General features: G+C 62.8%; 26 protein-coding genes. 17 read left to right on the top strand and 9 right to left on the bottom strand.

Annotated elements, in window-relative coordinates:
* Window positions 1-247 precede the first annotated feature (247 nt).
* Genes P3C29_RS07600 through P3C29_RS07575 form a run of 6 tightly spaced genes read left to right on the top strand, consistent with a single transcriptional unit; the run spans window position 248 to window position 5,747 of the window.
* A complete protein-coding gene (locus P3C29_RS07600) occupies window positions 248-1,252 on the top strand; it encodes a LacI family DNA-binding transcriptional regulator (RefSeq protein ID WP_275964213.1) in 1,005 nt (334 codons plus the stop codon).
* A complete protein-coding gene (locus tag P3C29_RS07595; RefSeq protein ID WP_275964212.1) occupies window positions 1,252-2,256 on the top strand; it encodes an ABC transporter substrate-binding protein in 1,005 nt (334 codons plus the stop codon). Before P3C29_RS07600 ends, P3C29_RS07595 begins: the two co-directional genes overlap by 1 nt.
* On the top strand, window positions 2,257-3,078 hold the full coding sequence (locus P3C29_RS07590) for an ABC transporter permease (protein ID WP_275964211.1): 822 nt from the start codon (window positions 2,257-2,259) through the stop codon (window positions 3,076-3,078).
* The gene (locus tag P3C29_RS07585) at window positions 3,075-3,869 is read left to right on the top strand and encodes an ABC transporter permease subunit (RefSeq protein WP_177047623.1); all 795 of its coding nucleotides are present in this window, start codon (window positions 3,075-3,077) and stop codon (window positions 3,867-3,869) included. Before P3C29_RS07590 ends, P3C29_RS07585 begins: the two co-directional genes overlap by 4 nt.
* A complete protein-coding gene (locus P3C29_RS07580; RefSeq protein WP_201124506.1) occupies window positions 3,866-4,897 on the top strand; it encodes an ABC transporter ATP-binding protein in 1,032 nt (343 codons plus the stop codon). The genes P3C29_RS07585 and P3C29_RS07580 overlap by 4 nt, the downstream gene beginning before the upstream one ends.
* A gap of 16 nt (window positions 4,898-4,913) precedes the next feature.
* Window positions 4,914-5,747 carry a phosphodiesterase gene (locus P3C29_RS07575; RefSeq protein WP_275964210.1) on the top strand — a complete coding sequence of 278 codons (834 nt, stop codon included), beginning with the start codon at window positions 4,914-4,916 and terminating at the stop codon, window positions 5,745-5,747.
* 6 nt (window positions 5,748-5,753) lie between these two features.
* Here the strand turns inward: P3C29_RS07575 and P3C29_RS07570 are convergent, their stop codons facing one another.
* The 4 genes from P3C29_RS07570 to P3C29_RS07555 form a co-directional block, all read right to left on the bottom strand.
* Window positions 5,754-6,218 (bottom strand): GNAT family N-acetyltransferase, encoded by a 465-nt coding sequence (locus P3C29_RS07570; RefSeq protein WP_010171854.1) that lies wholly within the window; start codon window positions 6,216-6,218, stop codon window positions 5,754-5,756.
* Window positions 6,211-6,603, bottom strand: a complete 393-nt coding sequence (locus P3C29_RS07565; RefSeq protein ID WP_275964209.1) for a GFA family protein — start codon at window positions 6,601-6,603, stop codon at window positions 6,211-6,213. The genes P3C29_RS07570 and P3C29_RS07565 overlap by 8 nt, the downstream gene beginning before the upstream one ends.
* A gap of 68 nt (window positions 6,604-6,671) precedes the next feature.
* Window positions 6,672-7,760 (bottom strand): polyamine ABC transporter substrate-binding protein, encoded by a 1,089-nt coding sequence (locus P3C29_RS07560; RefSeq protein WP_275964208.1) that lies wholly within the window; start codon window positions 7,758-7,760, stop codon window positions 6,672-6,674.
* A 29-nt stretch (window positions 7,761-7,789) separates the two neighbouring features.
* Window positions 7,790-9,091 carry an FAD-dependent oxidoreductase gene (locus P3C29_RS07555; protein WP_275964207.1) on the bottom strand — a complete coding sequence of 434 codons (1,302 nt, stop codon included), beginning with the start codon at window positions 9,089-9,091 and terminating at the stop codon, window positions 7,790-7,792.
* A 117-nt stretch (window positions 9,092-9,208) separates the two neighbouring features.
* Here P3C29_RS07555 and P3C29_RS07550 point away from each other — a divergent pair, with 117 nt between their 5' ends.
* The 6 genes from P3C29_RS07550 (at window position 9,209) to P3C29_RS07525 (ending at window position 17,809) form a co-directional block, all read left to right on the top strand.
* Complete coding sequence (locus P3C29_RS07550; protein WP_275964206.1) at window positions 9,209-10,099, top strand: LysR substrate-binding domain-containing protein; 891 nt, start codon at window positions 9,209-9,211, stop codon at window positions 10,097-10,099.
* Window positions 10,100-10,120: 21 nt separating this feature from the next.
* Window positions 10,121-10,966: a LysR family transcriptional regulator gene (locus P3C29_RS07545; protein ID WP_275964205.1), complete on the top strand. Its 846-nt coding sequence runs from the start codon at window positions 10,121-10,123 to the stop codon at window positions 10,964-10,966.
* Window positions 10,967-11,300: 334 nt separating this feature from the next.
* Entirely contained in the window at window positions 11,301-13,589 is a 2,289-nt protein-coding gene (metE, locus tag P3C29_RS07540) for a 5-methyltetrahydropteroyltriglutamate--homocysteine S-methyltransferase (RefSeq protein ID WP_275964204.1), read from the top strand.
* 247 nt (window positions 13,590-13,836) lie between these two features.
* The gene (locus tag P3C29_RS07535) at window positions 13,837-14,334 is read left to right on the top strand and encodes a sigma-70 family RNA polymerase sigma factor (RefSeq protein ID WP_088422446.1); all 498 of its coding nucleotides are present in this window, start codon (window positions 13,837-13,839) and stop codon (window positions 14,332-14,334) included.
* Window positions 14,331-15,278, top strand: a complete 948-nt coding sequence (locus tag P3C29_RS07530; RefSeq protein ID WP_010171843.1) for a FecR domain-containing protein — start codon at window positions 14,331-14,333, stop codon at window positions 15,276-15,278. The genes P3C29_RS07535 and P3C29_RS07530 overlap by 4 nt, the downstream gene beginning before the upstream one ends.
* An 89-nt stretch (window positions 15,279-15,367) precedes the next feature.
* On the top strand, window positions 15,368-17,809 hold the full coding sequence (locus tag P3C29_RS07525; protein ID WP_275964203.1) for a TonB-dependent receptor: 2,442 nt from the start codon (window positions 15,368-15,370) through the stop codon (window positions 17,807-17,809).
* Window positions 17,810-18,035: 226 nt separating this feature from the next.
* On the opposite strand, the gene P3C29_RS07520 is transcribed toward P3C29_RS07525, so the two are convergent.
* Window positions 18,036-19,094 carry a HoxN/HupN/NixA family nickel/cobalt transporter gene (locus tag P3C29_RS07520; RefSeq protein WP_201124497.1) on the bottom strand — a complete coding sequence of 353 codons (1,059 nt, stop codon included), beginning with the start codon at window positions 19,092-19,094 and terminating at the stop codon, window positions 18,036-18,038.
* Window positions 19,095-19,206: 112 nt separating this feature from the next.
* Between P3C29_RS07520 and P3C29_RS07515 the strand changes: the two genes are divergently transcribed.
* Window positions 19,207-19,746 (top strand): DUF924 family protein, encoded by a 540-nt coding sequence (locus P3C29_RS07515; RefSeq protein ID WP_169389392.1) that lies wholly within the window; start codon window positions 19,207-19,209, stop codon window positions 19,744-19,746.
* On the opposite strand, the gene P3C29_RS07510 is transcribed toward P3C29_RS07515, so the two are convergent.
* Window positions 19,743-21,173, bottom strand: coding sequence for a hypothetical protein (locus P3C29_RS07510; protein ID WP_201124496.1), 1,431 nt, complete (start codon window positions 21,171-21,173; stop codon window positions 19,743-19,745). The two genes, P3C29_RS07515 and P3C29_RS07510, sit on opposite strands and share 4 nt — an antisense overlap.
* Window positions 21,174-21,343: 170 nt before the next feature.
* Here P3C29_RS07510 and yfcF point away from each other — a divergent pair, with 170 nt between their 5' ends.
* Together yfcF and P3C29_RS07500 are read left to right on the top strand one after the other, a co-directional pair.
* Complete coding sequence (gene yfcF / locus P3C29_RS07505; protein ID WP_169388824.1) at window positions 21,344-21,976, top strand: glutathione transferase; 633 nt, start codon at window positions 21,344-21,346, stop codon at window positions 21,974-21,976.
* A gap of 33 nt (window positions 21,977-22,009) precedes the next feature.
* A complete protein-coding gene (locus P3C29_RS07500) occupies window positions 22,010-22,741 on the top strand; it encodes a GntR family transcriptional regulator (protein ID WP_010171832.1) in 732 nt (243 codons plus the stop codon).
* A gap of 15 nt (window positions 22,742-22,756) precedes the next feature.
* Here the strand turns inward: P3C29_RS07500 and P3C29_RS07495 are convergent, their stop codons facing one another.
* Window positions 22,757-23,020, bottom strand: coding sequence for a hypothetical protein (locus P3C29_RS07495; protein WP_010171830.1), 264 nt, complete (start codon window positions 23,018-23,020; stop codon window positions 22,757-22,759).
* A gap of 143 nt (window positions 23,021-23,163) precedes the next feature.
* Here P3C29_RS07495 and P3C29_RS07490 point away from each other — a divergent pair, with 143 nt between their 5' ends.
* Together P3C29_RS07490 and P3C29_RS07485 are read left to right on the top strand one after the other, a co-directional pair.
* Window positions 23,164-23,808, top strand: a complete 645-nt coding sequence (locus P3C29_RS07490) for an ATPase (protein WP_169388822.1) — start codon at window positions 23,164-23,166, stop codon at window positions 23,806-23,808.
* Window positions 23,809-23,837: 29 nt separating this feature from the next.
* A complete protein-coding gene (locus tag P3C29_RS07485) occupies window positions 23,838-24,179 on the top strand; it encodes a hypothetical protein (protein WP_169388821.1) in 342 nt (113 codons plus the stop codon).
* A gap of 155 nt (window positions 24,180-24,334) precedes the next feature.
* Here P3C29_RS07485 and P3C29_RS07480 read toward each other — a convergent pair whose 3' ends face one another.
* Window positions 24,335-25,084, bottom strand: coding sequence for a creatininase family protein (locus tag P3C29_RS07480; protein ID WP_201124495.1), 750 nt, complete (start codon window positions 25,082-25,084; stop codon window positions 24,335-24,337).
* Between the two features lie 85 nt (window positions 25,085-25,169).
* On the bottom strand, window positions 25,170-25,883 hold the full coding sequence (locus tag P3C29_RS07475) for a murein L,D-transpeptidase catalytic domain family protein (protein WP_010171825.1): 714 nt from the start codon (window positions 25,881-25,883) through the stop codon (window positions 25,170-25,172).
* Window positions 25,884-25,893 lie beyond the last annotated feature (10 nt).

The following is a 25,893-nucleotide window of genomic DNA, read 5'->3' as shown; positions in this document are numbered from 1 at the left end:
AACCCCCATCCCCTGTGGGAGCCGTCGAGCTTCAGCGAGGCCGCGAAGGCGGCGGCACAGCCGATAAACACGCTGCCTGACACCCCGCTATCGCAGCCTCGCTAAAGCTCGACAGCTCCCACATAAGACTTTCAGCGGATGACAAAACGCATCCACGCTGACATCAAACCGTCATCTCCCCATCGCCTGACTGCCACATTCCCCCGTTACTGTCCTCGCCAATGAGATCGATCTCAAGCGAGTGACAATGACTGATTTGAAAGACGTAGCCCGGCTCGCTGGCGTATCCCGCGCCACCGCCGCGCGCACCTTTGCTTCCCCGGAACAAGTGCGCCCGGTCACCCGCGAGCAGGTATTCGCCGCCGCCCGCGAGCTGGGTTTCAGGCCCAACCTGCTGGGCCGCCAACTGCGCCTGCAAACCACCCAGCTGATTGGCGTGGTGGTGCCCAACCTGCTGAACCCGGTGTTCGCCGAGCAGTTCCAGGCCATGGAGCGCGCCGCACGCCTGCGGGGCTATAACCTGCTGCTGGCGACCACCGACTACAGCGCCGAGCGCGAAAGCAGCGTGGTGGAAGAACTGCTGCGTCAGCGCGTCGATGGCCTGGTGCTGACCGTTACCGACGCCGAAAGCAACAGCGTGCTCCACAGCCTGGCCACGGAAGAAACCCCGTTCGTGCTGGCCTACCACCAACCCGACAACCCCAACTACAGCGCCGTCTCGGTGGACAACCGCGCCGGCATGGCGCTGGCCACCCGTTATCTGCTGGAAGCGGGCCATCGCCGCATCGCCATGGTCGCCGGCCCCGCGTTGCAGTCCGACCGGGCGCGCCTGCGTTACGCCGGGTATTGCGATGCCATGGGCGAGTACGGCCTCGACAGCCAACCGGTGATCGAAATGCCGGCCCACACCCAAGCCGAATTCGCCGCCATCGAACCCTTCCTGCAAGGCTCGCAGGCGCCCACCGCGCTGGTGTGTTCCAACGATTTTCTCGCCATCAGCCTGATCGCCGAACTGCGCCGCCATGCCTGGAACGTACCAGAACAACTTTCGGTGATGGGCTTTGACGGCATTGCCCTGGGCACCCAGATGCACCCGACGCTGTGCAGCGTGGTGCAGCCCATCGCGCTGCTGGCCAGCACCGTGATTGACCAACTGCTGGCGCAAATCGCCGGCAACGCCCCGGTTTCCCATTGCCTGCCGTGCCATATCCGGCCGGGCGAAAGCACCCAACCCCATAAAGGAGACGCTTGATGAGCATGCTCAGTAAAACCCTGGCGGCATTGCTGCTGTGCGGCGCGGCCAGCCTGGCCCAGGCCGCCGATACCGCGATTTGCTACAACTGCCCGCCAGACTGGGCAGACTGGGGCACGCAACTCAAGGCCATTGCCACGAGCACCGGCGTGCAGGTACCGCTGGACAACAAGAACTCCGGCCAGTCCCTGGCGCAGCTGGTGGCCGAGAAAGCCGCGCCGGTGGCGGATGTCGTCTACTACGGCGTGACGTTCGGCCTGCAAGCGCAAAAGGCGGCGGTGGTGGAGGGCTATAAGCCCAAAGGTTGGGAACAGATTCCCGCCGGCCTGAAAGACCCGGACGGCCAATGGTTCGCGATTCACTCCGGCACCCTGGGCATCATGGTCAACGTCGACGCCTTGGGAGGCCTGCCAGTGCCGCAAAGCTGGGCTGACCTGCTCAAGCCCGAATACAAAGGCATGGTCGGCTACCTCGACCCATCCAGCGCCTTCGTCGGCTACGTCTCGGCGGTGGCGATCAACCGCGCCATGGGCGGCGACCTCGACAACTTCGCCCCGGCCATCGACTACTTCCAGAAGCTCTCGAAAAACGCCCCCATCGTGCCCAAGCAAACCGCCTATGCGCGGGTGCTTTCCGGTGAGTTGCCGATCCTGCTGGACTACGACTTCAACGCCTACCGCGCCCGCTACAAAGACAACGCCAACGTCGCCTTCGTGATTCCCAGGGAAGGCAGCATCAGCGTGCCTTATGTGATGAGCCTGGTGGCGAACGCACCGCACCGCGCCAACGGTGAAAAGGTCCTGGATTTCGTGCTCTCCGATGAAGGCCAGGCACTCTGGGCCAAGGCCTACCTGCGTCCGGTGCGGCCGGTGAAGATGCCGGCGGACGTTGCCGCGCAGTTCCTGCCAGACAGCGACTACGCCCGCGCCGGTGTGGTGGACTACCAGAAAATGGCCGCCGTGCAGGAAGCTTTCGCCGCGCGTTACCTGAGTGAGGTCAAGTAAGTGAAGGCACTCTTGCGGCCAAACCCCGCCTGGGCGCTGGCCCCGGCGTTTGCGGTGCTGCTCGCCTTCTGGCTGTTGCCGCTGGCGCACTTGATCGTGCTGGGTGGCGAAAGCCGCGACAGCCACGGCAGCGGTTACTGGCAAGTGCTGGGCAGCGCGCAATACCTGGGCAGCCTGGCGCAAACCTGCGTGCTTGCGGTGCTGGTGACGTTGGCGGCGCTGCTGGTGGGCGGCATCACGGGCGTGTTTCTCGCGCGCCAGCACTTCTTCGCGCGTTCGGCGCTGGTGGCGTTGCTGACATTTCCCCTGGCGTTTCCCGGTGTGGTGGTGGGCTTCCTGGTGATCCTGCTGGCGGGCCGCCAAGGCTTGTTCGCCTCGCTCGGGCTTCAGCTGGCCGGTGAGCGCTGGATCTTTGCCTATTCGCTGGCGGGGCTGTTTGTCGGCTACCTGTACTTCTCGATTCCACGGGTCATCCTTACGGTGATGGCGGCATGTGAAAGCCTCGACCGCAGCCTGGAGGAAGCGGCCCATTCACTGGGAGCCGGGCATTGGCGGGTGGTGTGCGATGTGATTGTGCCGGGGCTGGCGCCGGCGTTGGCCTCCTGCGGGGCAATCTGTTTTGCCACGTCCATGGGCGCTTTCGGCACGGCGTTCACCCTGGGCACGCGGCTGAACGTGACGCCGGTCGCCATCTACAACGTGTTCACCAACTACGCCAATTTTGCGGTGGCGGCGGCGCTCTCGGTGGTGCTCGGCGCGGTGACCTGGGCCGTGTTGTTGCTGACGCGGCGCCTGGTGAAAAACGCGGGGACGGTCCTGTGAAGCGCTCATCGCTGTTTGTCATCCAACTGCTGTTTACCTTGCTGGTCTGCGCCTTCATGTTGGTGCCGGTGTTGATGTCATTGCTGGCGGGGCTGACGCGCAATTTCTTCGTCGGCCTGTCCAGCGGCCTGACCTTCGACTGGTTGATCCAGGTGTGGCAGGCCTACTCACCGACGGTCTGGCTCTCGCTGCAACTGGCCCTGGCCTGTGCGGTGTGCGTCTGCGTGATCGGCGTGCCGGCGGCATACGCCCTGGTGCGCATGAACAACCGCTTCAGCCGCGCCTTCGAGGAATTGATGGTGCTGCCGGTGGCGATGCCTGGCCTGGCCAGTGCGCTGGCGTTGTTGCTGACCTACGGCCAGTTCGGCGGGTTTCGCAGCAGTTGGCTGTTCATCCTGGTGGGGCATGTGTTGTTCACCTTGCCGTTCCTGGTGCGCCCGGTGATGGCGGTGATGCAACGCCAGCAACTGCCGGTGCTGGAAGAGGCGGCGGCCAGTCTGGGTGCGGGGCCGATCAAGCGCTTTTTCAGCGTGGTGGTGCCCAACTGCCGGGCGGGGATTCTCGCCGGGGTGTTGATGGTCGTCACCCTGTCCCTGGGTGAGTTCAACCTGACCTGGATGCTGCACACGCCGATGACCAAGACCCTGCCGGTCGGCCTCGCTGACAGCTACGCCTCGGCGCGCCTGGAAATCGCCAGTGCCTACACCCTTATCTTTTTGCTGATGATCGTGCCGCTGCTGATTGCGTTGCAGGCCATCAGCGCTCGACTGTCCCGTGGAGAGCGTCGATGACCGCTATCACCCTTCGCCTGAAGGGATGCCGCAAGGCATTCGCCGACGGCACCGTTGCCGTGCAGAACCTTGACCTGACCATCGAAGGCGGCGAAACCCTGGCCATTCTCGGCCCGTCCGGTTGCGGCAAAACCACCACCTTGCGCCTGATCGCCGGCCTTGAGCGTCCCGATGTGGGCCAGGTGTTTTTCGGTGACCACGACGTCACCCGCCTGCCCATCGAACGGCGTGACGTGGGCATGGTGTTCCAGAACTACGCGTTGTTTCCCAACCTGGATGTGGCCGGCAACATCGTCTACGGCTTGAAGATTCGCGGCATCGCGCCGGCGCAGCGCAACAAGCGCTGTGACGARCTGCTGGAGTTGGTGGGCCTGCAGAATCACGGCAAGCGCAGCATCCATGAACTGTCCGGCGGCCAGCGCCAGCGTGTGGCACTGGCCCGCGCGTTGGCGCCACGGCCCAAAGTGCTGTTGCTGGATGAGCCGTTGGCCGCCCTCGACGCACAGTTGCGTGAGCGCCTGCGCAGCGAACTGGACCAGCTGTTGCGCGGCCTGGGCATCACCTCGGTGTTCGTCACCCACGACCAGGGCGAAGCCATGGCCCTGGGGGATCGCATCCTGGTGATGGAGCAGGGGCGTATCGCGCAACTGGCCAGCCCCCGGGAGATCTACCAGCAACCGGCCAACGCGTTTGTCGCAGGCTTTGTGGGCAACCTGAATGCCTTTTCGGTGCTGGATCGCACGGCCCATGGCTTGACCGTGTGCGGCGGTGAACTGCCGTGGCACGAACCCCATCTGCCGGCCACCGTGTACTGCCGCCCCGAACACCTGCGGGTGATGGAGCGCGAAGGGCACCTGCACGGGCACCTGCTGGCGCAGTTTTTCCAGGGCGCGCAAAGCCGCCTGCTGGTGGACGTCGGCGCCCCGCAACCGCTGCTGGTGGACAGCAACGACAACCTGCTTCATGCCGTCGGCGCGCCGATTGCCCTGTCTATCGCCCCACACAAGCTGTTCACCCTGCATGCCTGAATTCAGAGAGCCTATTTTGAATCGTCCGTTTCTTGTTGCGCAGATCAGCGATCTGCACCTTAAAGCCGGCCAGCGCCTGACCTACGGCGTGGTCGACACCCTCGGTGCATTGCGCCGTGCGGTGGACCATTTGAATGCCAGCTACCCACGGCCCGATATCGTGGTGGTCAGCGGCGACCTGGTGGACTTCGGTCGCGCCGATGAATACGCCGTGCTGCACCCCGAACTGGCCCGTTTGCAGATGCCTTGCTACCTGGTGCCGGGTAATCACGACCACCGCCAGCATTTGCTTGATGCGTTCCGCGATCACGCTTACTTGCCGCATGGCGCGGAGGGCCCGCTGGACTGGGTGGTGGATGACTACCCGGTGCGCTTGATTGGCCTGGACTCGACGATTCCCGATGCCCATGGCGGCCAGTTACTGGACAGCCAATTGCAGTGGCTTGATGAGCAACTGGCGCTGCGCCCGAACGTGCCGACCCTGATGATCTTGCACCACCCGCCGTTTATCAGCGGCATCGGCCATATGGACCGCGAGCCGTTCCGGAACGCCGTCGCGCTGGAAACGGTCATCGCCCGTCACCCACAGGTGGAGCGCCTGCTGTGCGGGCATTTGCACCGGCCGATGCAGCGACGTTTCGGCGGCAGTGTGAGCTGTGTATGCCCGGGCACGTCCCATCAGATCGTGCTGGATTTGCAGGAGGCCGCACCGGCCCATTTCAACCTGGAACCGGCGGGTTATCTCTTGCACCGTTGGGATGAACAGCAAGGGCTGGTCAGCCACAACGGCGTATTCGGGGACTACCCGGGGCCGTATCCGTTTTATGACGCTGATGGGTTGATTGACTGAAGTCTGTTAATGCTTCTGGGCACTTAATGGTTTGGCATGAGTTGCGTGCTCATCCATTACCGGCTCAAACCCGCAGCGCAGGTAAAAGGCGGCGCCTTCTCGGGTGTCGGTAGACAAGCGCACAACACTGAACCGCTGCGCAGCGTGTTCCAGAAGCCGACTGACCAGGGCCTTGCCCACATTGCGCCCCCTGGAAGCCCGGGCGACGTACACCCGGCGTAGTCTGCCGACGTCCGGCCCGGCGTAAGGGTCATGGGACAGCCCGCCAATGGCGATCAACTGCCTGTTGCTGAATACGCCCAACAGACATTCGCCGGGTCGAGCGAAACGGTTGGTGCCGCTATGCCATTCTGCAATCAGGCGCGTTAGAAACCTGAAACCTTCAGCTATCGCCTCTGTTTCCAGTGCCTGGATTTGTTCGGGCAATACCGAGATTGCGCGTATCGACAACCCATTCGTTGGTTCACCCATTGCTATTTTCCAGCTCAAACCACCCCGCCTTGGATTCAACGCAGGAGTGCTTCTGCTTGCCAGGAAGGAAGGGTGTATCGAGTGTGGCGATCGCTATCGAAATCCAGTCGGGGTAAGCGCCGTTGGCATCAGACCAGAACAGCGACGAGCCGCAGTGTGAACAAAATTCACGAAACACACCCTCGGAAGATTCGTAAGCCTTGAGCGTTTGCAGCGAAGACGTGATGTGCACCGACGATTTCGGGGCGCTCGCGTACGTCGCAAACGCGGCGCCATGAACCTTCTGGCACTTTTTGCAGTGGCAATGAGTCACGGCTTTCAGCGGTGTGGATACTCTGTAGCTGACTGCGCCACACAGGCAGCTACCTTGGTGAAGTCCTTCCATGTTGATTCAATCCCAAGCTCAATGGAGTGACTATAACGCTCTCCCATGAGCCTGGAGCAAGTCCGGTCTCACGTATTGGTCTTCAACTTCGTCCACAACCGCGTCGCCAACCGCGCGATCGCCGGCGGCAGGTCCTCGACGATAAACAGCTTGTCCATCACGCTCTTCGGCGGGTAGATCGCCAGGTCTTGTTTTACCTCCGGGGTCACAAACTCATCCGCCGCGCTGTTGGGGTTGGCGTAGTGAATGCTGTTGCTGATGTTGGCAATCACCTTCGGTTCCAGCAGGTAGTTCATGTAGGCGTAGCCGTTCTTCTCGTGGGGCGCGCCCTTGGGCATCACCACCATGTCCAGCCACAGGGTCGAGCCTTCATCCGGGATCGAGTAGGCGATGTTGATACCGTTTTTCGCCTCCTTGGCGCTGGCGGCGGCTTGCACCACGTCACCGTTGAAACCGATCACCGCGCAGATATTGCCGTTCGCCAGGTCGCTGATGTACTTGGAGGCGTGGAAGTACTGGATGTAGGGTCGGATCTTCAACAGTGCCTGCTCGGCCTTTTTGTAGTCGGCCGGTTCGTGGCTGTGGTGCGGCAAGCCCAGGTAGTTGAGGGTGATCGGCAGGATCTGCGTGGGGTTGTCGATGATTGCCACGCCGCAGGCGCTGAGTTTTTTGATGTTGTTTTCATCCAAAAACAGGCTCCAGGAATGGGTGACGTCGGTGTTGCCGAAGATCGCCTTGATCTTCTCGACGTTGTAGCCAATCCCCGCCGTGCCCCACATATAGGGGAAGCCGTACTGGTTGCCGGGGTCGTTGGTCTCCAGCTTCTTCATCAGCAGCGGGTCGAGGTTTTTCCAGTTGGGCAACTGGCTTCGGTCGAGTTTCTGGATGGCCCCGGCCTTGATCAGCCGCGACAGGAAATGGTTGGACGGGCTGACCACGTCATAACCGGTGTTGCCGGTCATCAGCTTGGACTCCAGCACCTCGTTGCTGTCGTGAATGTCGTAGGTCGCCTTGATCCCGGTCGCCTGGGTGAAACGGGTCAAGGTGTCGTCGGCGATGTAGCCGTTCCAGTTGGAAATGTTCACCTCTTCGGCGGCGTAACTGGCTGCCGGGAGCGCGCTGAGGATGACTGCCAGGGACAGACTGTTGATGTGCATGTGAATCACCTTTGTTGAGGTTTTTTGTTCTAGATTTCGGTCCGCGCTCGCACCGTTTCCACGCCCATACGCAGCAGGGCACCGATGTCGAACAGCGGGCGGGGAGGCAGCCAGCCGGGTTGCGCCCGGTGCATCACGGATTGCAGCAGCGAGGAAGCCTGGCCCGACGCCCATTCGGCGAGCAGCCGCCCCCACAGCGTGCCGCGGGCGACGCCCGAACCGTTGCAGCCGGCGACGGCGTACAGGTTGTTTTCGACCTTCGCGAAATATGGTTGCCCGCTGCGGGATGCGCTCAGGTGGCCGGTCCAGGTGTAGTGGATGTCTTGTTCGGTGAGCCACGGGAAGCGCCGTTGCAAGCCCTTCACATGGTGTTGGCGCCGGTGCAGCAGCTCGCCGTTGGACAGGTCGCGGGTGCGGTATTCCGCCGTGTTGCGGATCATCACCCGGCGGTCCGGCGTCAGGCGCACGGTAGCGCCCAGTGGCCGGGTGGACAGCACGCCCCACGGTTCCACCGCGCCGATACGGCGGTATTCCTCGTCGCTCAGAGGGCGGGTGAGGCTGGCGCTGAGTTCCATCGGGAACGTCGCGCTGGCCTCAAGGCCCACCCGTGGAATAAAGGCGTTGAGGCACACCAGCACCTGGCCGGCTTCAATGCAGGCTTCCAGGCCGTTGGCACGAATGCCGCCGTTGGCCATGCGCTCAAGGCTGGTGATGTCGGTGTTCTCAAAAAGCGTGACGTTGTCGGGCAGGGCTTCCAGCAAACCCTTCACGTACTTCGCCGGTTGCAGCAGGGCGTTGCCGTTGCCGCACCAGATGGCGGCCTGGTAATGCTCGGTGCCAAGTGTTTGCGCGAGCGCCTCACCTTCCAGGAAGTGCGCTGAAGCGCCGACTGCCCGCAAGGTCGCCAGCTTGGCCTCCACATGATTGAGCTTGTCGGGATCATGCACGGCGAAGAAGTAGCCGCTGTCCCGGAAATCGCAGTCGATGGCATGGCGGGCGATGCGCTGGCGCACCTCGTCGCTGGCGGCGCGGGAGATCGAGGTGTCGACTTCGAAATCCGTGAAGCCTGCGTTGCCCATCAGTTCACTTTCAGCAGGGTGCTCATGGGCCACCACAAAACCCGAATTACGCGCCGAGGCGCCTTGGGCTGCACGCTGGCGGTCGACAATCACGATGCGGGCCTCGGGGTGCATCTCCGCCAGGTGATGGGCTGCACATAAACCGGTGATCCCGGCGCCGATCACCAGCCAGTCGGCTTTCTGCACGCCGGTCAGTCGGTCCCGGGCGGGGAGGCTTTCAGTCTGGGCAATCCAGCCACAGGTGTTTTCCATGATGATCCTCGGCTGTATGCGTGGTTCGCATGACTAAGTTCGGGCGACAGCTGGAATCTATAGGGCCCGTGGTGATACAACCAACGTTATAAAATCATCCAGCCATTCGGAAAACGCATGGATAACATCCGTCATGTGCCCTCGTTGCAAGGCTTGCAGGCGTTGGTGGAAGTCAGCGACTGCGCCAGCTTCACCATGGCGGCACAGAAGCTGTGCCTGACCCAAAGCGCGGTGAGCCGCAAGATCCAGCAACTGGAAAGCCACTTCGGCGTGCCGATGTTCACCCGGACCAGCCGCAGCCTGCGCCTGACCGCCGAGGGTGAACAGGTGCTGGCCAGCGCGCGGAGCATCCTGGCGCAACTGAAGGGTCTGGAGGACCGGCTTTCGCCGCACAAACGCCCGTTTCGCATCCGCCTGCATGTGTCGCTGGCGGTGCGCTGGCTGCTGCCCAAGCTCAGCGACTTCTATCGCAACCATCCCGATATTTCCCTGGCGATTGAGACCGTCGCCACGGAGGTGGTTGAGCCGGCCAGTGACAGCGACGCCTATATTCTTTACCTGCCCAAACCCGACAACGACCCTGCGCGCCTGACCTTGTTCCACGAGTCGCTGGTGCCTGTCTGCGCGCCGGGGTTGGGACCATTGGTTTCCATGGAAGAGCTGGCGAACTTTGCGCTGCTGCATCGCTCGGCCGACAAACAGGACTGGATGACCTGGCTGGCCGCCAACGGTGCGCGGTCGCTGGATGATTATCGGCACATCCCGTTCAACCTCGACGAGCTGGCACTGGACGCCGCCGCGCGCGGGCTTGGGGTGGCGATGACCGACCTGACGCTGGCGGCGGAGTCGATCGAGCGCGGTGTGCTGGTGGTGCCGTTTGGAGAGCCACTGACGACTGGCGGGGTGTATGCGTTGTGCTTGCAGCCATCGGCCGCCTCGCACCCGGGCTGCGGGCTGATCATGCAGTGGTTTGGGCAGCAGGCGCGGCATGCTAACGTCACCGCTTAACTTTCCAGCGTCAGCCTATCCATGAAAATGCCCGATATCGACGCCATCCAGGCGTTCGTCCTGGTCGCCGAACTCCAGAGTTTCACCCGCGCCGCCGATGCCATTGGCGGCACCCAGGCCGCTATCAGCCTGAAGATCAAACGCCTCGAAGACAACCTCGGCCGCAAGCTGCTGGAGCGCACGCCGCGGCGGGTCACGCTGTCGGCCCATGGCCAGATGTTCCTCGCCAGCGCCCGGCGTTTGCTCGACAACTACCAGGATGCAATGAACTGTTTTGGCCCGCAGAAACGCACCTTGCGCGTGGGCGTCAGCCATCACATTGTCGGCGCCGACCTCAGCCTGTGGCTGCGACGGTTGGCCACCACCGACCCGGACGTCATCGTCGCGTTCAGCCTCGGCACCTCGCGGGACATGCTGATGAGCTACGAGCAAGGCAAGCTGGATGTGGCGATGATCTTGCGCCACGACAACCGTCGCCAGGACGGTGAAGTGGTGGGCGTCGAACGCTTTGGCTGGATGGCTTCACGGGATTTCGAATTGCGCCAGGGCGGGGCGTTGCCCCTGGCGATCCAGCCGGAACCCTGCGGCATGCGCAGCATGGTGATGGCGGCCTTGGCCGAGCAGAACCGTGCCTGGGAAGAGGCGTTTGTGGGCAGCGGCATCCTGGCGATCGGTGCTGCGGTGGTGGCGGGCATTGGCATCGGTGCGATGGTGGGGCGGATGGCGCCCAGTGGCTGCGTCGACGTGGAACAGCGTTTCGACCTGCCGCCGCTGCCCAGTCGCGAAGTGGTGCTGTATACCGCGCAGCGGGACGCTCAGGCGCAGGCGCTGATCCGCGCCTTGAGCGCCGATATTGCGGCCGACTGACCTAGAAAATCAGACGCCCGGCCCAGGCCATCAACACGGCCAGGCTGCCGATGCCGAGGATGGCCACGCCCAGGGCGACGAAGTGAACGAGGAGGGTGGTCAGCGGCGGATGCTGTTCCATGTGAGGGCTTCCTGAGGAGTTCGGGAAGCAAAAGTATGCTGAGCGGGCAGGCGTCAAAACAGACGCTGCCGGCTATTTCAGTGATAAGCAAAACCGAAGACTCATCCGGTCATCATGAGTGGAACTTGTGATCATCTGGAATAAAATGAGTTTGTCTCACTATCACCTCGTCTCGACAATGGCTCCCATACTCACACATTGGAGCTTTACGTCATGGCCGTTGCCCATTCCCTTGGATTCCCGCGCATTGGTCGCGATCGTGAACTGAAAAAAGCGCAGGAAGCGTTTTGGAAGGGTGAACTCGACGAAGCCGGGCTGCGCGCCGTAGGCCGCGAGCTGCGCAAGGCGCACTGGGACCTGCAAAAGACAGCCGGCATCGAGCTGCTGCCTGTCGGTGACTTCGCCTGGTACGACCAGGTGCTGACGCACTCATTGATGTTCGGTGTGATCCCTGAACGCTTCCGCCCGGTCGACGGCAAAGCCACCCTGCACACGTTGTTCGGCATGGCCCGTGGCGTCAGCGACAACCGCTGCGGCGGTGCCCACGCCCAGGAGATGACCAAGTGGTTCGACACCAACTACCACTACCTGGTCCCTGAGTTCAGCGCCGACCAGCAGTTCCAGCTGGGTTGGGATCAACTGTTCGAAGAGGTCAAGGAAGCCCGCGACCTGGGTCACACCGTCAAACCGGTGGTCATCGGCCCGCTGACGTACCTGTGGCTGGGCAAGGCCAAGGGCGGCGATTTCGACAAGCTCGACCTGCTGGACCGCCTGCTGCCGCTGTACGGCCAGATCTTCCAGCGCCTGGCGGACCTGGGGGTGGAGTGGGTGCAGATCGACGAGCCGATCCTGGTCCTGGACCTGCCACAGGACTGGAAAAATGCGTTTGAGCGCGCCTACAACCTGATCCAGCGCGACCCGCTGAAGAAGCTGGTGGCCACCTACTTTGGCGGCCTGGAAGAGAACCTCGGCCTGGCCGCCAACCTGCCGGTGGACGGTCTGCACATAGACCTGGTGCGCGCTCCGGATCAGTACCCGGTCATCCTGGATCGCCTGCCGGCTTATAAGGTGCTGTCCCTGGGCGTGGTCAATGGCCGTAACGTGTGGCGCTGCGACCTGGAAAAAGCCCTGGCCACCTTGCAGCACGCTCATCAGCGATTGGGTGATCGCCTGTGGGTGGCGCCGTCCTGCTCCTTGCTGCACAGCCCGGTGGACCTGGGCCGTGAAGACAAACTGGATGCCGAGCTGAAAAGCTGGCTGGCGTTTGCGGTGCAAAAGTGTGAAGAAGTCGCCGTACTGGCCCAGGCCGTGAATCAGCCTGAAGCGCCAAGCGTGGTGGCCGCCCTGGCCGAAAGCCGCGCCGTACAAGCGGCCCGTGCCGCTTCCCCGCGCATCCACAAGCCGGCTGTGCAAGTGCGTGTGGCGGCGATCACCGCCAAAGACAGCCAGCGTCACTCGCCGTTTACCCAGCGTATCGAGAAACAACGTGCCGGCCTGAACCTGCCGCTGTTCCCGACCACCACCATCGGCTCGTTCCCGCAGACCGCCTCGATCCGCCTGGCGCGCCAGTCGTACAAGGCCGGCAAGTTGAGCGAAGCCGAATACGTCGAAGCCATGCACAGCGAGATTCGTCACGCGGTAGAAGTGCAGGAAAACCTCGGCCTGGACGTGCTGGTGCACGGAGAAGCCGAGCGTAACGACATGGTCGAATACTTCGCCGAGCAGTTGGAGGGTTATGCCTTTACCCGCTTCGGCTGGGTGCAGAGCTACGGTTCGCGTTGCGTGAAACCGGCGGTGATTTTCGGTGACCTGAGTCGCCCGAACGCCATGACCGTGGCGTGGATCCGCTATGCCCAGGGCCTGACCAACAAAGTGATGAAGGGCATGCTGACCGGCCCGGTGACCATGCTGATGTGGTCGTTCCCCCGCGAAGACGTGAGCCGCGAAGAGCAGGCCCGCCAACTGGCGCTGGCGATTCGTGACGAAGTGCTGGACCTGGAAGCGGCCGGCATCAGGATCGTGCAGATCGACGAAGCCGCCTTCCGCGAAGGCTTGCCGTTGCGTCGGGCGCAGTGGCAGCACTACCTCGACTGGGCCACCGAAGTGTTCCGCCTGTGCGCCTGCGGTGTGCGTGACGAAACCCAGATCCACACCCACATGTGCTACAGCGAGTTCAACGATGTGATCGAGTCCATCGCCGCCATGGACGCCGACGTGATCACCATCGAAACCTCGCGCTCGGACATGGAGCTGCTGGACGCGTTCGAAGCCTTCGCTTACCCGAATGACATTGGCCCGGGCGTGTACGACATCCACTCGCCCCGGGTGCCGGACGCCTCGGAAATGGCCAACCTGCTGCGCAAGGCGGCCAAGCGTATTCCGGCTGAACGCCTGTGGGTCAACCCGGATTGCGGCTTGAAAACCCGCGGCTGGCCGGAGACGGAAGCGGCGTTGATTCACATGGTGACGGCGGCGCGTCAACTGCGGGCTGAACTGGCCTGATCCAGGCACCCGGTATAACACGCCGGGTGAAGACCAGAAATGTGGGAGCTGGCTTGCCTGCGATAGCGGCGGACCCGCTTGCATCGTTGGCGACTGATACACCGCCATCGCAGGCAAGCCAGCTCCCACAGGAATCTCCAGCGCTCAAAAAACCGTGAAATTGCCAGCACCGCCGATGCAGATTAGAATGCGATCAATTCTTAATTACGCTTGAGCCTCCCCGCTCCGGCGCGCCCCGGTGATCGGCATGTCGTCTCCCCTCAATCTGCATATCCAGGACCTGTACTGCGAACACCATGGATGGTTGCACCGCTGGCTGGACCGCAAGCTGGGCAACGCCAGCGATGCCGCCGACCTGGCCCACGACACCTTTATGCGCCTGCTGACCCGCCAGGCCAGCAGCAACCTGGGCGCCGAACCACGGGCGTTGCTCACCCACATCGCCAAGGGCTTGATGATCGACAGTTGGCGCCGCCAGGAAGTCGAGCGCGCCTACCTGGAAACCATCGCACACCTGCCCGAGCAGCATGTACCGTCGCCGGAAACCCGCTGGTTGATCCTCGAAGCGCTGTACCGCATTGAGGCGATGCTGCGGGACCTGCCGGAAAAGACCCGCCAGGCGTTCCTGATGTCGCAGATCGACGGCCTGACCTATCAGCAGATCGCCGATGCGTTGGGCGTGTCGCTGATCTCGGTCAAACGCTACATGCGCGACGCCTTCCTGGCCTGCCTGAGCGTGGCATGAGCCAGTCGATCGATCCGCTGATCCTCGGTGAAGCCGCCGACTGGATGGTGCAGTTGCAGTCCGGCAGCGCCACCGACGAAGACCGCCGCGCCATCGCCCAATGGCAGGGCCGCAGCGCCCAGCACGCGCAGGCCTGGCAACGGGCGCAGGCGATTCTGGGGGATTTCAACACGGTGCCGGCGGCGATTGCCGGCGATACCCTCAAGCGCATCGGGCGCAAGAAGCCCCTCGGCCGACGCCAGGCGCTCGGGCTGTTGCTGGCGGCAGGCCCGGCGACCTGGCTGGCGTATCGGCAGTTGCCCTGGCAGCAATGGACCGCCGACCAGCACACGGCGATCGGCGAACAAAAGAACCTTACTTTGCCCGATGGCACGCGTTTGCTGATCAACACCGGCAGCTCGTTGAATATCGCGTTCTCCGAGCAGGTACGGCGCATCGAGTTGCTCAAGGGTGAAGTGTTGATCACCACCGCCAAGGACGCAGCTCACCGCCCGTTTATCGTCCAGACCCGCCACGGCACCGCCCGGGCCTTGGGCACGCGGTTCAGTGTGCGGGTGGGTGAGCAGCGCAGCCGAGTGGCGGTGACCGAAGGTGCTGTGGAGTTGCTGCCGGAGCATGCCAGCCAGGGCGTGATCGTCAAGGCGGGCGAGCAGGGCGCCTTCAGCGCAGACGGTGTGGCTGCTGTGGAGCCGTTGGACGTCAGCGCCCTGACCTGGGAAAACGGCATGCTCCTGGCCCAGCACATGCGCCTGGCGGACTTGCTGGATGAGCTGGGGCGCTATCGCGCCGGCGTGCTGCGCTGCCATGACTCGGTGGCCAACCTCACCGTGTCGGGGGCGTTTTCCCTGCGCGATACCGACGCCAGCCTGCACCTGTTGCAGGAAACCTTGCCGGTTAAGGTCAGCAGCGTCACCGGGTATTGGGTGACGGTCGAGCCGCGCTGAACTTTTTTCAACGTTCGCTGATACCTTTTTCGTTGTCGTTCGGTGTAGGGGAGAACCCTCAACTTTGCGCCGCGCCGACAGGAATGCCCATGACCGCCAGATCGCTCCCGAACTGCCCCCGCCCCCTGAAAGCACTGAGCCTGGCAGTCGCCCTGGCGGCCATCGCGCCGCTGCAAAGCGCGCAGGCAGAAGACGCGGCGCAAAGCAGTGCGGCGCGCAGCTATCACCTCGCGCCGGGGCCGCTGGGGAATGTGCTGGCGCAGTTTGCAGCACTGTCCGGGGTGCCGTTGTCGTTCGATTCCACGCTGCTCAACGATCAACAGAGCCCGGGGTTGCAGGGCAGCTACAGCGCGCAATCGGGCTTTGCCCAGTTGCTGCAGGGCAGCGGTTATACCCTGCAGGGCACCGGCGCCAATGGCTATACCGTGGTGCCTCAGGCCAGCGGTGGCGCGTTGGAGCTGGGCGCCACCACCATCAGCGGCGAGGCGAGCGGGGCGCAGGCGGACACGTACGGCGGCGGCCAGGTGGCACGTTCGGCACGCCTGGGCGTGCTGGGCAACCGGTCCATCAGCGACGTGCCCTTCAGTGTGGTCAGCTACACCTCGAAAACCATCGCCGATCAGCAGGCGCGAACAGTCGGCGACGTGCTGCTCAACGACGCCTCGGTGCGCCAGTCGGCCGGGTTCGGTAACTTCTCCCAGGTGTTCACCATTCGCGGCCTGCCGCTGAGCACCGATGACATCGCCTTCAACGGCCTGTACGGCGTGTTGCCCCGGCAGATCATCACCACCGAAGCCCTGGAGCGGGTGGAGCTGTTCAAGGGACCGAACGCGTTCGTCAACGGCGTGTCGCCCTCGGGCAGCGGGATCGGCGGCAGCGTCAACCTGGTGCCCAAGCGCGCCGAAGCTACGCCCACCCGCAGCGTGACGCTTGATTACACCAGCGACAGCCAGACCGGCGGCCACCTGGACCTCGGCCAGCGCTTTGGCGAAGACAACCGCTTCGGCGCCCGGGTCAACCTGGCCAGGCACGGTGGCGACACCGGCGTGGATGACGAAAACAAAAGCTCGCAGTTGATTGCCGTCGCGCTGGATTACCGCGGCGAGCGCCTGCGGGTTTCCACCGACTTTGGCTACCAGAAAGAGCGCATCAATAACGGTCGTGCGGTGGTGTACCCGACCGGTACCCAGGTGCCCCATGCGCCGTCGGCCAACGACAACTACGCCCAGAACTGGAGCTGGTCGGAGCTGGAAGACACCTACGGCATGGTGAATGCCGAATATGATTTGAACGATAACTGGACGGCCTACGCCGCAGGCGGCGCCAAGCACACCCGGGAGAACGGCCAGTATTCATCGTTGTATGTCGGCAACGATGGCAGCGCCAAGGTGGGCTTCCTGTATTCGCCCCACGACGAAGACAACAAAAGCGCAATGGCCGGCTTGAACGGCCACTTCGCTACCGGGCCGGTGACCCATCAGATGAACCTCGGGCTGTCGGGGATCTGGGGCGAGCAACGCTCGGCTTATGAGGCGATCCTGGTGGCGAACCGTCAACCCGGCAACCTGTACAACCCGACGCAAACACCGCGGCCGACCAACACCTATTTCGGCAGTGATATTCACGACCCGCGGGTTGTGGGCAAGAACCGGATCAAGAGTGCGGCGGTGTCCGACACCCTGGGCTTTATTGATGATCGGGTACTGTTGACCCTGGGGGTGCGGCGCCAGACGATCGAGGTGGACAGCTGGAACACCGCCTCCGGTGTGCGGGGCACGCCGTATTCGGAGTCCATCACCACGCCGGTCTATGGCCTGGTGATCAAGCCGTGGGAGCACGTGTCGTTCTACGCCAACCGCATTGAAGGCCTGGCCCAGGGCCCGACGGCACCGCTCACGAACGTCACCAACCCCGGCGAGGTATTCCCGCCCAAGCGCAGCAAGCAGACGGAAGCCGGGGTCAAGCTGGACTGGGAAAACTACGGCGCCACCCTGGGCGTGTATCGCATCGAACAGCCGAACAATGCCACCACCCGCTTCCCGGGGCAGCGGCTCGACACCTTTACTGTCGACGGTGAGCAGATCAACAAAGGCGTAGAACTCAACGTGTTCGGTGAGCCCATCGACGGCCTGCGCCTGCTGGCCGGCGCCACCTGGATGGACACCGAACAGAAGAGCACCTCCAACGGCGCCACCGACGGCAACCGCGCCGCCGGCGTGCCGCGCTTCCAGTACAACGTCGGCGCGGATTGGGACGTGCCGGGCCTCCAGGGCGCGGCGGTCAGCGCACGGATGCTGCGCACCGGGGGCGAATACGTCAACGCCGCCAACAGCCTGAGCATTCCGGCCTGGACCCGCGTCGACCTGGGCGCGCGGTATGGCTTCAAGGCCGACGACAAGTACATCACCTTGCGCGCCAACGTGGAGAACGTGGCGAACAAGGCGTATTGGTCGTCGGCGTCGACGGCCAATAACTACCTGACCCAGGGCGAGCCGCGGACCGTGAAGTTATCGGCGACGGTGGATTTCTAAGCCGCCCAAACCTATGAATATCTTGTGGCGAGGGAGCTTGTTGTGGTGAGGGGGCTTGTCCCCCGTTGGGCTGCGCAGCGGCCCCAAAAAAGCTGGGAGCGCTGCGCACTCCAACGGGGGACAAGCCCCCTCGCCACAACAAGCCCCGCTAACCACAACAAGCCCCCTTTGCCACAAAAGTCCCTGCGCCACACCTCCAGCTTGAGCGGGCTGCACAGCCAGAAGGTCAACCCGCCTTCACTTCAATCCGGTCAAACCCCTTGAGGCGATATAGCATTACCGAGATCGCCCAACTGGCCACAAAGATCCCGATGATCATGTAGCCCAGCATCCCGAAGCTGTCGTTCAGCGCGCCGATAAAGCCCCAGAACGCCCCCTTCAAATCCAGCTGGTCACCAATCAACCCCAGCGCTTCAATACTGCCGATCACCACCGCGACCACCACCGACACCAGGGTGATGGTCATGTTGTAGTAGATCTTGCGGATCGGCTTCATATACGCCCACCCATACGCCCCCAGCATCAGGTGACCGTCGAGGGTGTCCACCAGGGACATGCCGGCACTGAACAGCAGCGGGAACACCATGATCGCCCACGGCGAAAGACCCTGTGATGCCTGTGTTGCAGAAATCCCCAGCAGGCCGATCTCGGTGGCGGTGTCGAAACCCAGGCCGAACAGGAAACCCAGCGGGTACAGGTGCCAGCTGCGGCTGATCAGGCGAAACACCGGGCGGAACAGCCGCGCCATAAAGCCACGGTCTGCCAGCAACAGGTCAAAGTCATCCTCCACGTACGCGCCGCCCTGGCGCACATGACGCCAGGCCTTGTAGATCGCGTGCAGGATCACCAGGTTCATCAAGGCGATCACCAACAGGAACGAGGCCGAGACCGACGTGCCGATCACTCCGCCGATGGCCTTGAAGCCTTCAAACCGGTCCTGCATCGCCGACGCCGCAAACGCGACGCCAATGGACGCCAGCACCACCACCGAAGAGTGCCCCAGGGAGAAAAAGAACCCGACCGCCACCGGGCGTTTGTTTTCCTGCATCAGCTTGCGGGTGACGTTGTCGATGGCAGCAATATGGTCAGCATCCACCGCATGCCGCAGCCCGAAACCGTAGGCCAGCAGCGCCGTGCCGAGCAGCACCGGATGATCATGGAACGCCACCAGCGCCCAAACCCAGGCGGCCACGTTAATGCCGATCAATACCCCGTAGATGCCAAACAGCTTGGTGCGAACCTGGGTGTTGGAGTCACTGAAAATCTGGGCGAGGCGTAGGATCATCAACAATACCTTTGTGCAGTAGAAACATTCAGACACATTCCGAAACTTTAAAGGTTTTGTTTAGAGTGATGATGAAATTTGGGGCGTGAGTGAGGAGAGGGTTGTGACGACGATGGAAAATGGATCGCGGGCGGTTATTGAGTTCTGGAAGCAAGCGGGGCCCAAGCTGTGGTTTGCCAAGGATGAGGCGTTTGACCAGCGCTTTCGGGAGGCTTTTTACACGTTGCATTTACAGGCGGCCCGGCGTGAGCTGGAGGGCTGGATGCAATCACCTGAAGGCGCGTTGGCGTTGCTGTTGCTGCTGGACCAGTTCCCGCGCAATACCTTTCGTGGCACGGCGCATATGTTCGCCACCGACCCGCTGGCGCGCCTGTATGCGCGGCAAATGGTCGAGGCGGGGATGGACACGTTGATTGAAACCCCGTTGCGGGCGTTTTGTTATTTGCCGTTCGAGCATTCTGAAGACCCCGAGGATCAGCAATTGTCGGTGGCGCTGAACAAGGAACTCGATGCCAATACCTATCACTGGGCAAAAGAGCATGCCCGCATCATCGAGCGGTTCGGGCGCTTTCCCCATCGTAATGAGGTGCTGGCCAGGGTCACGACAGAAGAGGAGCGGGCGTTTCTGGAGAGCGGTGGCTTTTCGGGCTAGGCCTCTGATTCGGCCACGATGTCCCTGGCGCCCGCCTGGCGAAAACGCCGAACACCTTTGAGATCGATCGCCCAACGCAGCGCTTGCGTCGCCGACGGGCGTTCGCCGAGGGTGATTGCCGCCTCATCGGTGGCCAGTTTACCGAGGTAGCCCTGCTTGCCGCCGCGTTCGCTCCAGTAGTGGGTGTGGCTGAGCCAGGACTTGGCCAGCCAGCCTTTCCACTTGCCCACGGTGACCGGCAGGTCCAGCACGCCGGCGCCCATCACCGGGCTGACCGGGCCGCCGACGATGTCGCCAAACAGGCCCATTGGCGCTGGGAAATAGAGGTTGGTCCAGCGGGTCACGGCGAACGCGGCGGCGTGGTGCAGGTACAGCGGTGAAAAGGGGCGCTGGCCCACCGTGAGGGAAAGCCGGCCGCTGTAGCCATAGCCCTTTTCGTCGAGTGTGGGCGGGCAGGCGGGCGCTTCGCGGCGTTCGATGCGGCGCTGGAAGTCGCTCACGCTGCGGCCCAGCAGCAGGCTGGCGTGGGCCATGGGGCTGCCGACGGTGACGAGGTCGGTGATGCGCCACGGGTTGCCGAGGTTGCGTTGTTCGATAAAGGCTTCGGCCTGTTGCTCGCGAAACCGCAGCAGGCTTTGCAGGCGACCGTCGAGGGCGTTTCCGGCCTTGGGCAGCGTGTCCTGGACCACCGGTTGCAGGCGCTCGTGGTTGGCGTAGCGGTCGGCGAGTTCCGGGCTGGTGGGATGCAACTGGTCGTGATGTTCGTGCCACAGGTAGCCGACGATGTCGTAGGCAATCACGCTGCCCAGGCTGTGGCCGACGACGATGATGCGGTCGTAGTCGCCCTTGTCGTGCAGGGCCCGCAGCAGGTCGACGCCATCGGCGCGGATCTGTTCGCGCACCGCCACGTTCTGCGGGTTGGGGCTCAGGTAGCGGGCGGCGTCGCCGAGGTACGACAGCGCCGAGTACTTCAAGCCCAGGCCGATCACCGCCAGCAGCACCGGGATCAGGGCAAAGGGATTGTCACTGTGGGGGAACCGGCCATACAGCGTCGCCAGGGTGCCGCTGACCAGCAGCACGAGCAGGGCCAGCACGGTCCAGCGGGTGGCGCGCCAGATCGGCACGATGGCGGTGGGAATATCCCGGCGCGGGCGCTTGAAAATGTCCCAGAGCCAACTCAGCAGGTGGCCGACCTTGGTGCCCTGCATCTTGTGGGCCCAGTAGTACTCGTAGAAATCCGTGGTGTTGCGGCCCGCCGACTTCAACACGCGCAAATCGAAGTTGCGCGAAAAACGGTCGGGTTTGCTCCAGTAGAACGGCGTGGCCTCGGGGGTGTCCGCCGGGATCATCGCTTCCACGAAGCTGCGCAGGGTGTCCATCGGGCGCTGCTCGCCGATGCCGTGGATGACGACTACCGCTTGTTTCATCTATTGATCGTTCCTTGATCTGTTTTTGGGTGTAAAGGGCAGGGTGGCTAGACGCCATAGTATTGCCATTATCGCTGGTATTCCAGACAGGAATGCCCCCATAAAAACCCTGCATTTCATTTGCGTCCCGGGATCTCGTAGTGTGGCGTTCCAGCCAAGGAGATCCCGTCGTGAACAATCGCTCGCTACGCCTGTACGTTGACGCCCACTTCACCAGCCCCTACGCGATGTCGGCGTTCGTGACCCTGCGGGAAAAAGGCCTGGAGTTCGAGCTGGTCACCCTGAACCTCGACACGGGCGAGAACCAGTCCGAGGCGTTCGCCCAGTTGTCGTTGACCGGGCGTGTACCGACCCTGGTGCAGGGTGAGTTTGCGTTGTCCGAGTCCTCGGCGATTACCGAGTACCTGGAAGAAGTGTTCCCACAGGTCCCGGTGTACCCGGCAGAACCTCGCCAGCGGGCGAGGGCGCGCCAGGTTCAGGCGTGGTTGCGCAGTGACCTGATGCCGATCCGCCAGGAGCGTTCGACCCTGGTGGTGTTTTACGGGCTCAAGGGCGAGCCGCTGTCGGCGGCAGCGCAATCGGCAGCGCAAAAGCTGATCAGCGCGGCACAGGCGCTGCTGGCTGACGGGCGCGACTACCTGTTCGGCGAGTGGTCGATTGCCGACGTGGACCTGGCCGTGATGCTCAACCGGCTGATCCTCAACGGTGACAGCGTGCCCGCCAACCTGGTGGCGTACGCCCGGCGCCAATGGCAACGGCCTTCGGTCCAGGAATGGGTCAAGCAGGCACGACCGTCGCTGTAGTCACCTTCTCAATTACAAAGTGAATCCTGGTCCATGAATATACTGTCGAGTGACTCCCGCCTGCCGCTGTACCAACGCTTTCGGGATCATCTGATTGAGCAGATTGCCAATAACCACTGGCGAGCCGGGGCGGCGATTCCCCCTGAGGCGGTGCTGTCCACCCAATACCAGCTGTCCACCGGCACCGTGCGTAAAGCCATCGAGGCGCTGGTCGGTGAAGGCATCCTGGAACGCCAACAAGGCCGGGGTACGTTTGTGCGCCGCCCGAAGTTTCAATCGTCGTTGTTCCGGTGTTTCCGCTTCCAGGGCCCGGGCGGAGAATGCCAGCTGCCACAGAGCCGGATCCTGTCGGTCAAGCCGGTGAAGGCGCCGTTGTCGGTAAGCGAGGTGTTGGGGCTGGAGCCGGATGCGCCGGTGATTTGCATCGTGCGGGTGCACGTGCTGGACACCGGGCCGGTACTGGCCGAGGAAATCTGGCTGCCGCGTGCGCGCTTCCAGGCGCTGTTGGACGTCGACCTGACCCGTCAGGGCTTGTTGTTGTACCCGACCTACGAAGAGGTCTGCGGGCAGGTCGTGGCGTCTGCCGAGGAAGCCCTTACCGCCGAGTCCATCGATGAGGTGTGGGCGCGCTGGCTGCAGGTGCCGGTGGGCAGCCCGGTGATGGTGATCGAGCGGCTGGCCCGGGATTACGCCGGCCAACCCCTGGAGTTGCGACGCGGCCGTGGCCATGCCGAACACTTCCGTTACCGCGTGGATATCCGCTGAGCCCGTTGCGCGCGGCTATTCGGCTTCCAGCAACACCAGCCATGTCTGTACCACCCGGCGGTCAAGGTCCTCCCAGTCGGCCATGCCCAGCACCCGGGTGGTGTTCAAACCGCGCAAGTACCCGCGCAGTTGCTGGGCGATGGCGTAGACCACTTCCGGTTCTGCGGCGTTGTGCAGCAGCACGTCCTCATAATCGACCAGGTACTCGGCAACCCGGTCGCGAAATTCCGGCAGCACGGCTTCACGGATGCGGTCGAAGGTTTTCTGATGGGGGTTCATAGGCATTCCTTATCATTTTGTGTGGGGCGGCCTGCACGACACTATTGCTCCAGATAATAGTCACCATCAAGTATTGCGAGTTCTGTTTTTCTGGAAAAGGAGGACAATTGCCTTCATCGGAAATGATGTGCAAGGACCCTGCGATGAGGACTTTTACTGGATTGGCCCTGGTGGCGCTGCTGATGAGCGGGATTGGCGCAGCTGCGTCGGCGGTGGCCGGGGGCCTGCAAGCCAGTCATTTATCGCCCATCGCCGCCAGCCCGCTGAGTTTGCAACACTCGCAATCGGTCGGCGTGCTCTACAGCGACAACACCCTCGATAACCTGCAGTACCTGGCGCGCTACCACGACATGGCGGTCAATGGTGCCAAGGGCCAATTGGACGAGGAAATTCGCCAGGCGTTTGTCGACAGCTCCGACCCGGACCTGGCGATTGACTGGCTGATGACGTCCCTGCGGCACACCTTTGCCTCGGTCACCCGTTACGACACCCTTGATGAACTCTTGCAGGCGCATCCGGATGTGGTGGTGCTGCTCGACACCTACAACCAGTTGTTGACCCAGCGCAATGACGTGGTGGAGGCGCGGTTTGTGGCCAAATTCTATGACATTGACCTGCAATACATCGCCAAAGCCGAGGGTTCGATGCAAATGCACTTGCCTTCTGTATGGGTACATGACAAAACGGCGCCCCAGATCGCTGCACAGATTGGGCAGCAGCGCGACGTTCAGTTGAATGCATTGAAACAGTTCGATGCCTCGCTCAAGGCGTTGGTCGCCGCCGGTTAGCCCACTTCTTCTATTTTTCAGGATTTTTTATGCGCGTGTTGTTAGTGCCTGCGATGGCTTTTGCTTCTGTTTTGATGACGGGCTGTGCGTCCGCCCCCAACGCTCCAACCCTCACCCTGCAAACTGCCAAGGAACCCGAGGCCTATGTGCAGTGCGTGGTGCCCAAGTTCGAGAAATACGAGATGACCGCCACCGTGACGCAGAACTCGCGGCACGCCCGGATCGTGGTGAGCAGCAAGATCGCCGCAGACAACATTCTGGAGGTCTACAAGGCGCAGGACGGCGGCAAGGTGTTCCTGTACGAGCGCAAGCCGGTGGCGTCGCCGTTCAAGCCGTCGCGTTTCGAACATGCGGCGCGGGATTGCCTGTAATCGACTGGCGCGGATCCAGTGTGGGAGCTGTCGAGCTTTAGCGAGGCTGCGATGGCATCGCTGCGGTCTTACAGTGACACCGAGGTGATCCCATCGCAGCCTCGCTGGGGCTCGACAGCTCCCACATTTGATCTTCATTGCCTTGAGCGAATGAATCAGCTCGGCTTTGGCTCGCTGCTGAACGCATCGACCGCCTTCACCAGGCCTTTTGCCGCCAACGCCACCAACTCACCGCCTTTTTGCGGGGTAGCCAGTGCCGGGTCCGAACCCATGCGGCCATCCGGGAAGCGGGCGCGGAAGTCGCGGGCTTCGCGGATCGGGCCCGTGTTGGCGATTTGCGGCGAGTAGTCAGCCGACTTGATCGCGTGCGGGTAGGCCCATTGGGTCACCGCGATCTCCGACGGCGTGGCATGGCTGCCGTGGCCGACCGGAAATTGCTGATGCGCCAGTTCGTTCACGCCTTCCAGGTCCCACCAGTTGCACAGCTTCAGCGCATAACCCGACGGGCGCCCGGTGAAGCTCGCTTCAGCGTACAGCTCGGAGAACGCCGCTTCGATCGACGCGATATTGCCGCCGTGGCCATTGAGGAACAGGATCTTTTCGAAACCGTGGCCCGCCAGCGAGCGCACCCAGTCACCAATCGCCGCGATAAAGGTGGAAGGGCGCAGGGAAATGGTGCCGGGAAAGCCCAGGTGGTGTTGCGCCATGCCGATATTGAAGGTCGGTCCGATCAGGATGTCGGCGTTTTTTTGCGCTTCATGGGCGATGATTTCCGGGCACATCCAGTCGGTGCCCAGCAGGCCGGTGGGGCCGTGTTGCTCGTTGGAACCGATGGGAATCACGATGCTGCGGCTGCGTTCCAGAAACTGACCAATCTCGATCCAGGTGGATTGATGTAAAAGCATCTAGGGTCTCTCTCTCATCAAGCCCAGGAACACGGTGAAGTTCCTGGTGGCGTGAGCCGCATGGTGCACGGCAACGGCGAGACCATCAACCGCCTTTGACGGTGCCGGCACTCGCCATCTGGCGTGGCTTGCAGTTGAGGTAGGCCGAGGACTTCAGCCAGCGCTGGTCGGGGTACCAGGAAAACATGAACTGGCCGTCCTTGAGCTTATCCACCACCTGGCGCGCCACTTGCGGGCGCACGGCCGGGCAACCCTGGCTGCGGCCGATGCGGCCTTCGCGCTTGCTCCACAAGGGGCTGACGTACTCGGCGGCATGAATCACGATGGCGCGGTCCCGCGCACGGTCATTGAACCCCGGCTCCAGGCCGTCCATGCGCAATGAGTAGCCATGGGCGCCTTCGTAGCTCTCCTGGGTGCGGAACAAGCCAATGCTGGACTGGTAGCTGCCCTCGCGGTTGGAGAACTGCGTGGCAAAGTTTTCCCCGGATTTTTGCCCGTGGGCCACCAGGTCCCGCAGCACTAACGTCTTCTTGCGCAGGTCGAAGATCCACAGGCGACGGGCGGTCGATGGTTGGGAATAGTCGATGACGGCCAGTCGATCGGACTGTTCAAGGCCGTTTCCTACAGCGCACTGCATGGCCGTGAGGGCACTTTTAAGCACAGCGGGGTTGAGTTCTGGAGCCGCGTGGGCGAGGCTGCTATACAGAGTATGAGGTTTACCCGTGTCTGCGAGCGCAACGGTGCTCAGCGAGGCAAAGGTCGAGATGATCAGGCCGAGTCGGCAGCAAAAGGTCAGCATGTATAGAGCA

The organism is Pseudomonas sp. 1912-s (assembly GCF_029269205.1).
GTDB lineage: Bacteria > Pseudomonadota > Gammaproteobacteria > Pseudomonadales > Pseudomonadaceae > Aquipseudomonas.
The sequence above is the reverse complement of the archived record's forward strand: the minus strand, read 5'-3'. Positions and strand labels throughout refer to the sequence as shown.

Excerpts from the sequence above, each read along its gene's own strand:
- P3C29_RS07515 (WP_169389392.1), top strand. The coding sequence starts at position 19,207 with ATGGAAAATGGATCGCGGGCGGTTATTGAGTTCTGGAAGCAAGCGGGG.
- P3C29_RS07520 (WP_201124497.1), bottom strand. The coding sequence starts at position 19,094 with ATGATCCTACGCCTCGCCCAGATTTTCAGTGACTCCAACACCCAGGTT.
- P3C29_RS07545 (WP_275964205.1), top strand. The coding sequence starts at position 10,121 with ATGAAAATGCCCGATATCGACGCCATCCAGGCGTTCGTCCTGGTCGCC.
- metE (WP_275964204.1), top strand. The coding sequence starts at position 11,301 with ATGGCCGTTGCCCATTCCCTTGGATTCCCGCGCATTGGTCGCGATCGT.
- P3C29_RS07485 (WP_169388821.1), top strand. The coding sequence starts at position 23,838 with ATGCGCGTGTTGTTAGTGCCTGCGATGGCTTTTGCTTCTGTTTTGATG.
- P3C29_RS07570 (WP_010171854.1), bottom strand. The coding sequence starts at position 6,218 with ATGGGTGAACCAACGAATGGGTTGTCGATACGCGCAATCTCGGTATTG.
- P3C29_RS07535 (WP_088422446.1), top strand. The coding sequence starts at position 13,837 with ATGTCGTCTCCCCTCAATCTGCATATCCAGGACCTGTACTGCGAACAC.
- P3C29_RS07510 (WP_201124496.1), bottom strand. The coding sequence starts at position 21,173 with ATGAAACAAGCGGTAGTCGTCATCCACGGCATCGGCGAGCAGCGCCCG.
- P3C29_RS07600 (WP_275964213.1), top strand. The coding sequence starts at position 248 with ATGACTGATTTGAAAGACGTAGCCCGGCTCGCTGGCGTATCCCGCGCC.
- P3C29_RS07550 (WP_275964206.1), top strand. The coding sequence starts at position 9,209 with ATGGATAACATCCGTCATGTGCCCTCGTTGCAAGGCTTGCAGGCGTTG.
- P3C29_RS07565 (WP_275964209.1), bottom strand. The coding sequence starts at position 6,603 with ATGGAAGGACTTCACCAAGGTAGCTGCCTGTGTGGCGCAGTCAGCTAC.
- P3C29_RS07500 (WP_010171832.1), top strand. The coding sequence starts at position 22,010 with ATGAATATACTGTCGAGTGACTCCCGCCTGCCGCTGTACCAACGCTTT.
- P3C29_RS07480 (WP_201124495.1), bottom strand. The coding sequence starts at position 25,084 with ATGCTTTTACATCAATCCACCTGGATCGAGATTGGTCAGTTTCTGGAA.
- P3C29_RS07475 (WP_010171825.1), bottom strand. The coding sequence starts at position 25,883 with ATGCTGACCTTTTGCTGCCGACTCGGCCTGATCATCTCGACCTTTGCC.
- P3C29_RS07595 (WP_275964212.1), top strand. The coding sequence starts at position 1,252 with ATGAGCATGCTCAGTAAAACCCTGGCGGCATTGCTGCTGTGCGGCGCG.
- P3C29_RS07555 (WP_275964207.1), bottom strand. The coding sequence starts at position 9,091 with ATGGAAAACACCTGTGGCTGGATTGCCCAGACTGAAAGCCTCCCCGCC.
- P3C29_RS07525 (WP_275964203.1), top strand. The coding sequence starts at position 15,368 with ATGACCGCCAGATCGCTCCCGAACTGCCCCCGCCCCCTGAAAGCACTG.
- P3C29_RS07530 (WP_010171843.1), top strand. The coding sequence starts at position 14,331 with ATGAGCCAGTCGATCGATCCGCTGATCCTCGGTGAAGCCGCCGACTGG.
- P3C29_RS07495 (WP_010171830.1), bottom strand. The coding sequence starts at position 23,020 with ATGAACCCCCATCAGAAAACCTTCGACCGCATCCGTGAAGCCGTGCTG.
- P3C29_RS07490 (WP_169388822.1), top strand. The coding sequence starts at position 23,164 with ATGAGGACTTTTACTGGATTGGCCCTGGTGGCGCTGCTGATGAGCGGG.
- P3C29_RS07560 (WP_275964208.1), bottom strand. The coding sequence starts at position 7,760 with ATGCACATCAACAGTCTGTCCCTGGCAGTCATCCTCAGCGCGCTCCCG.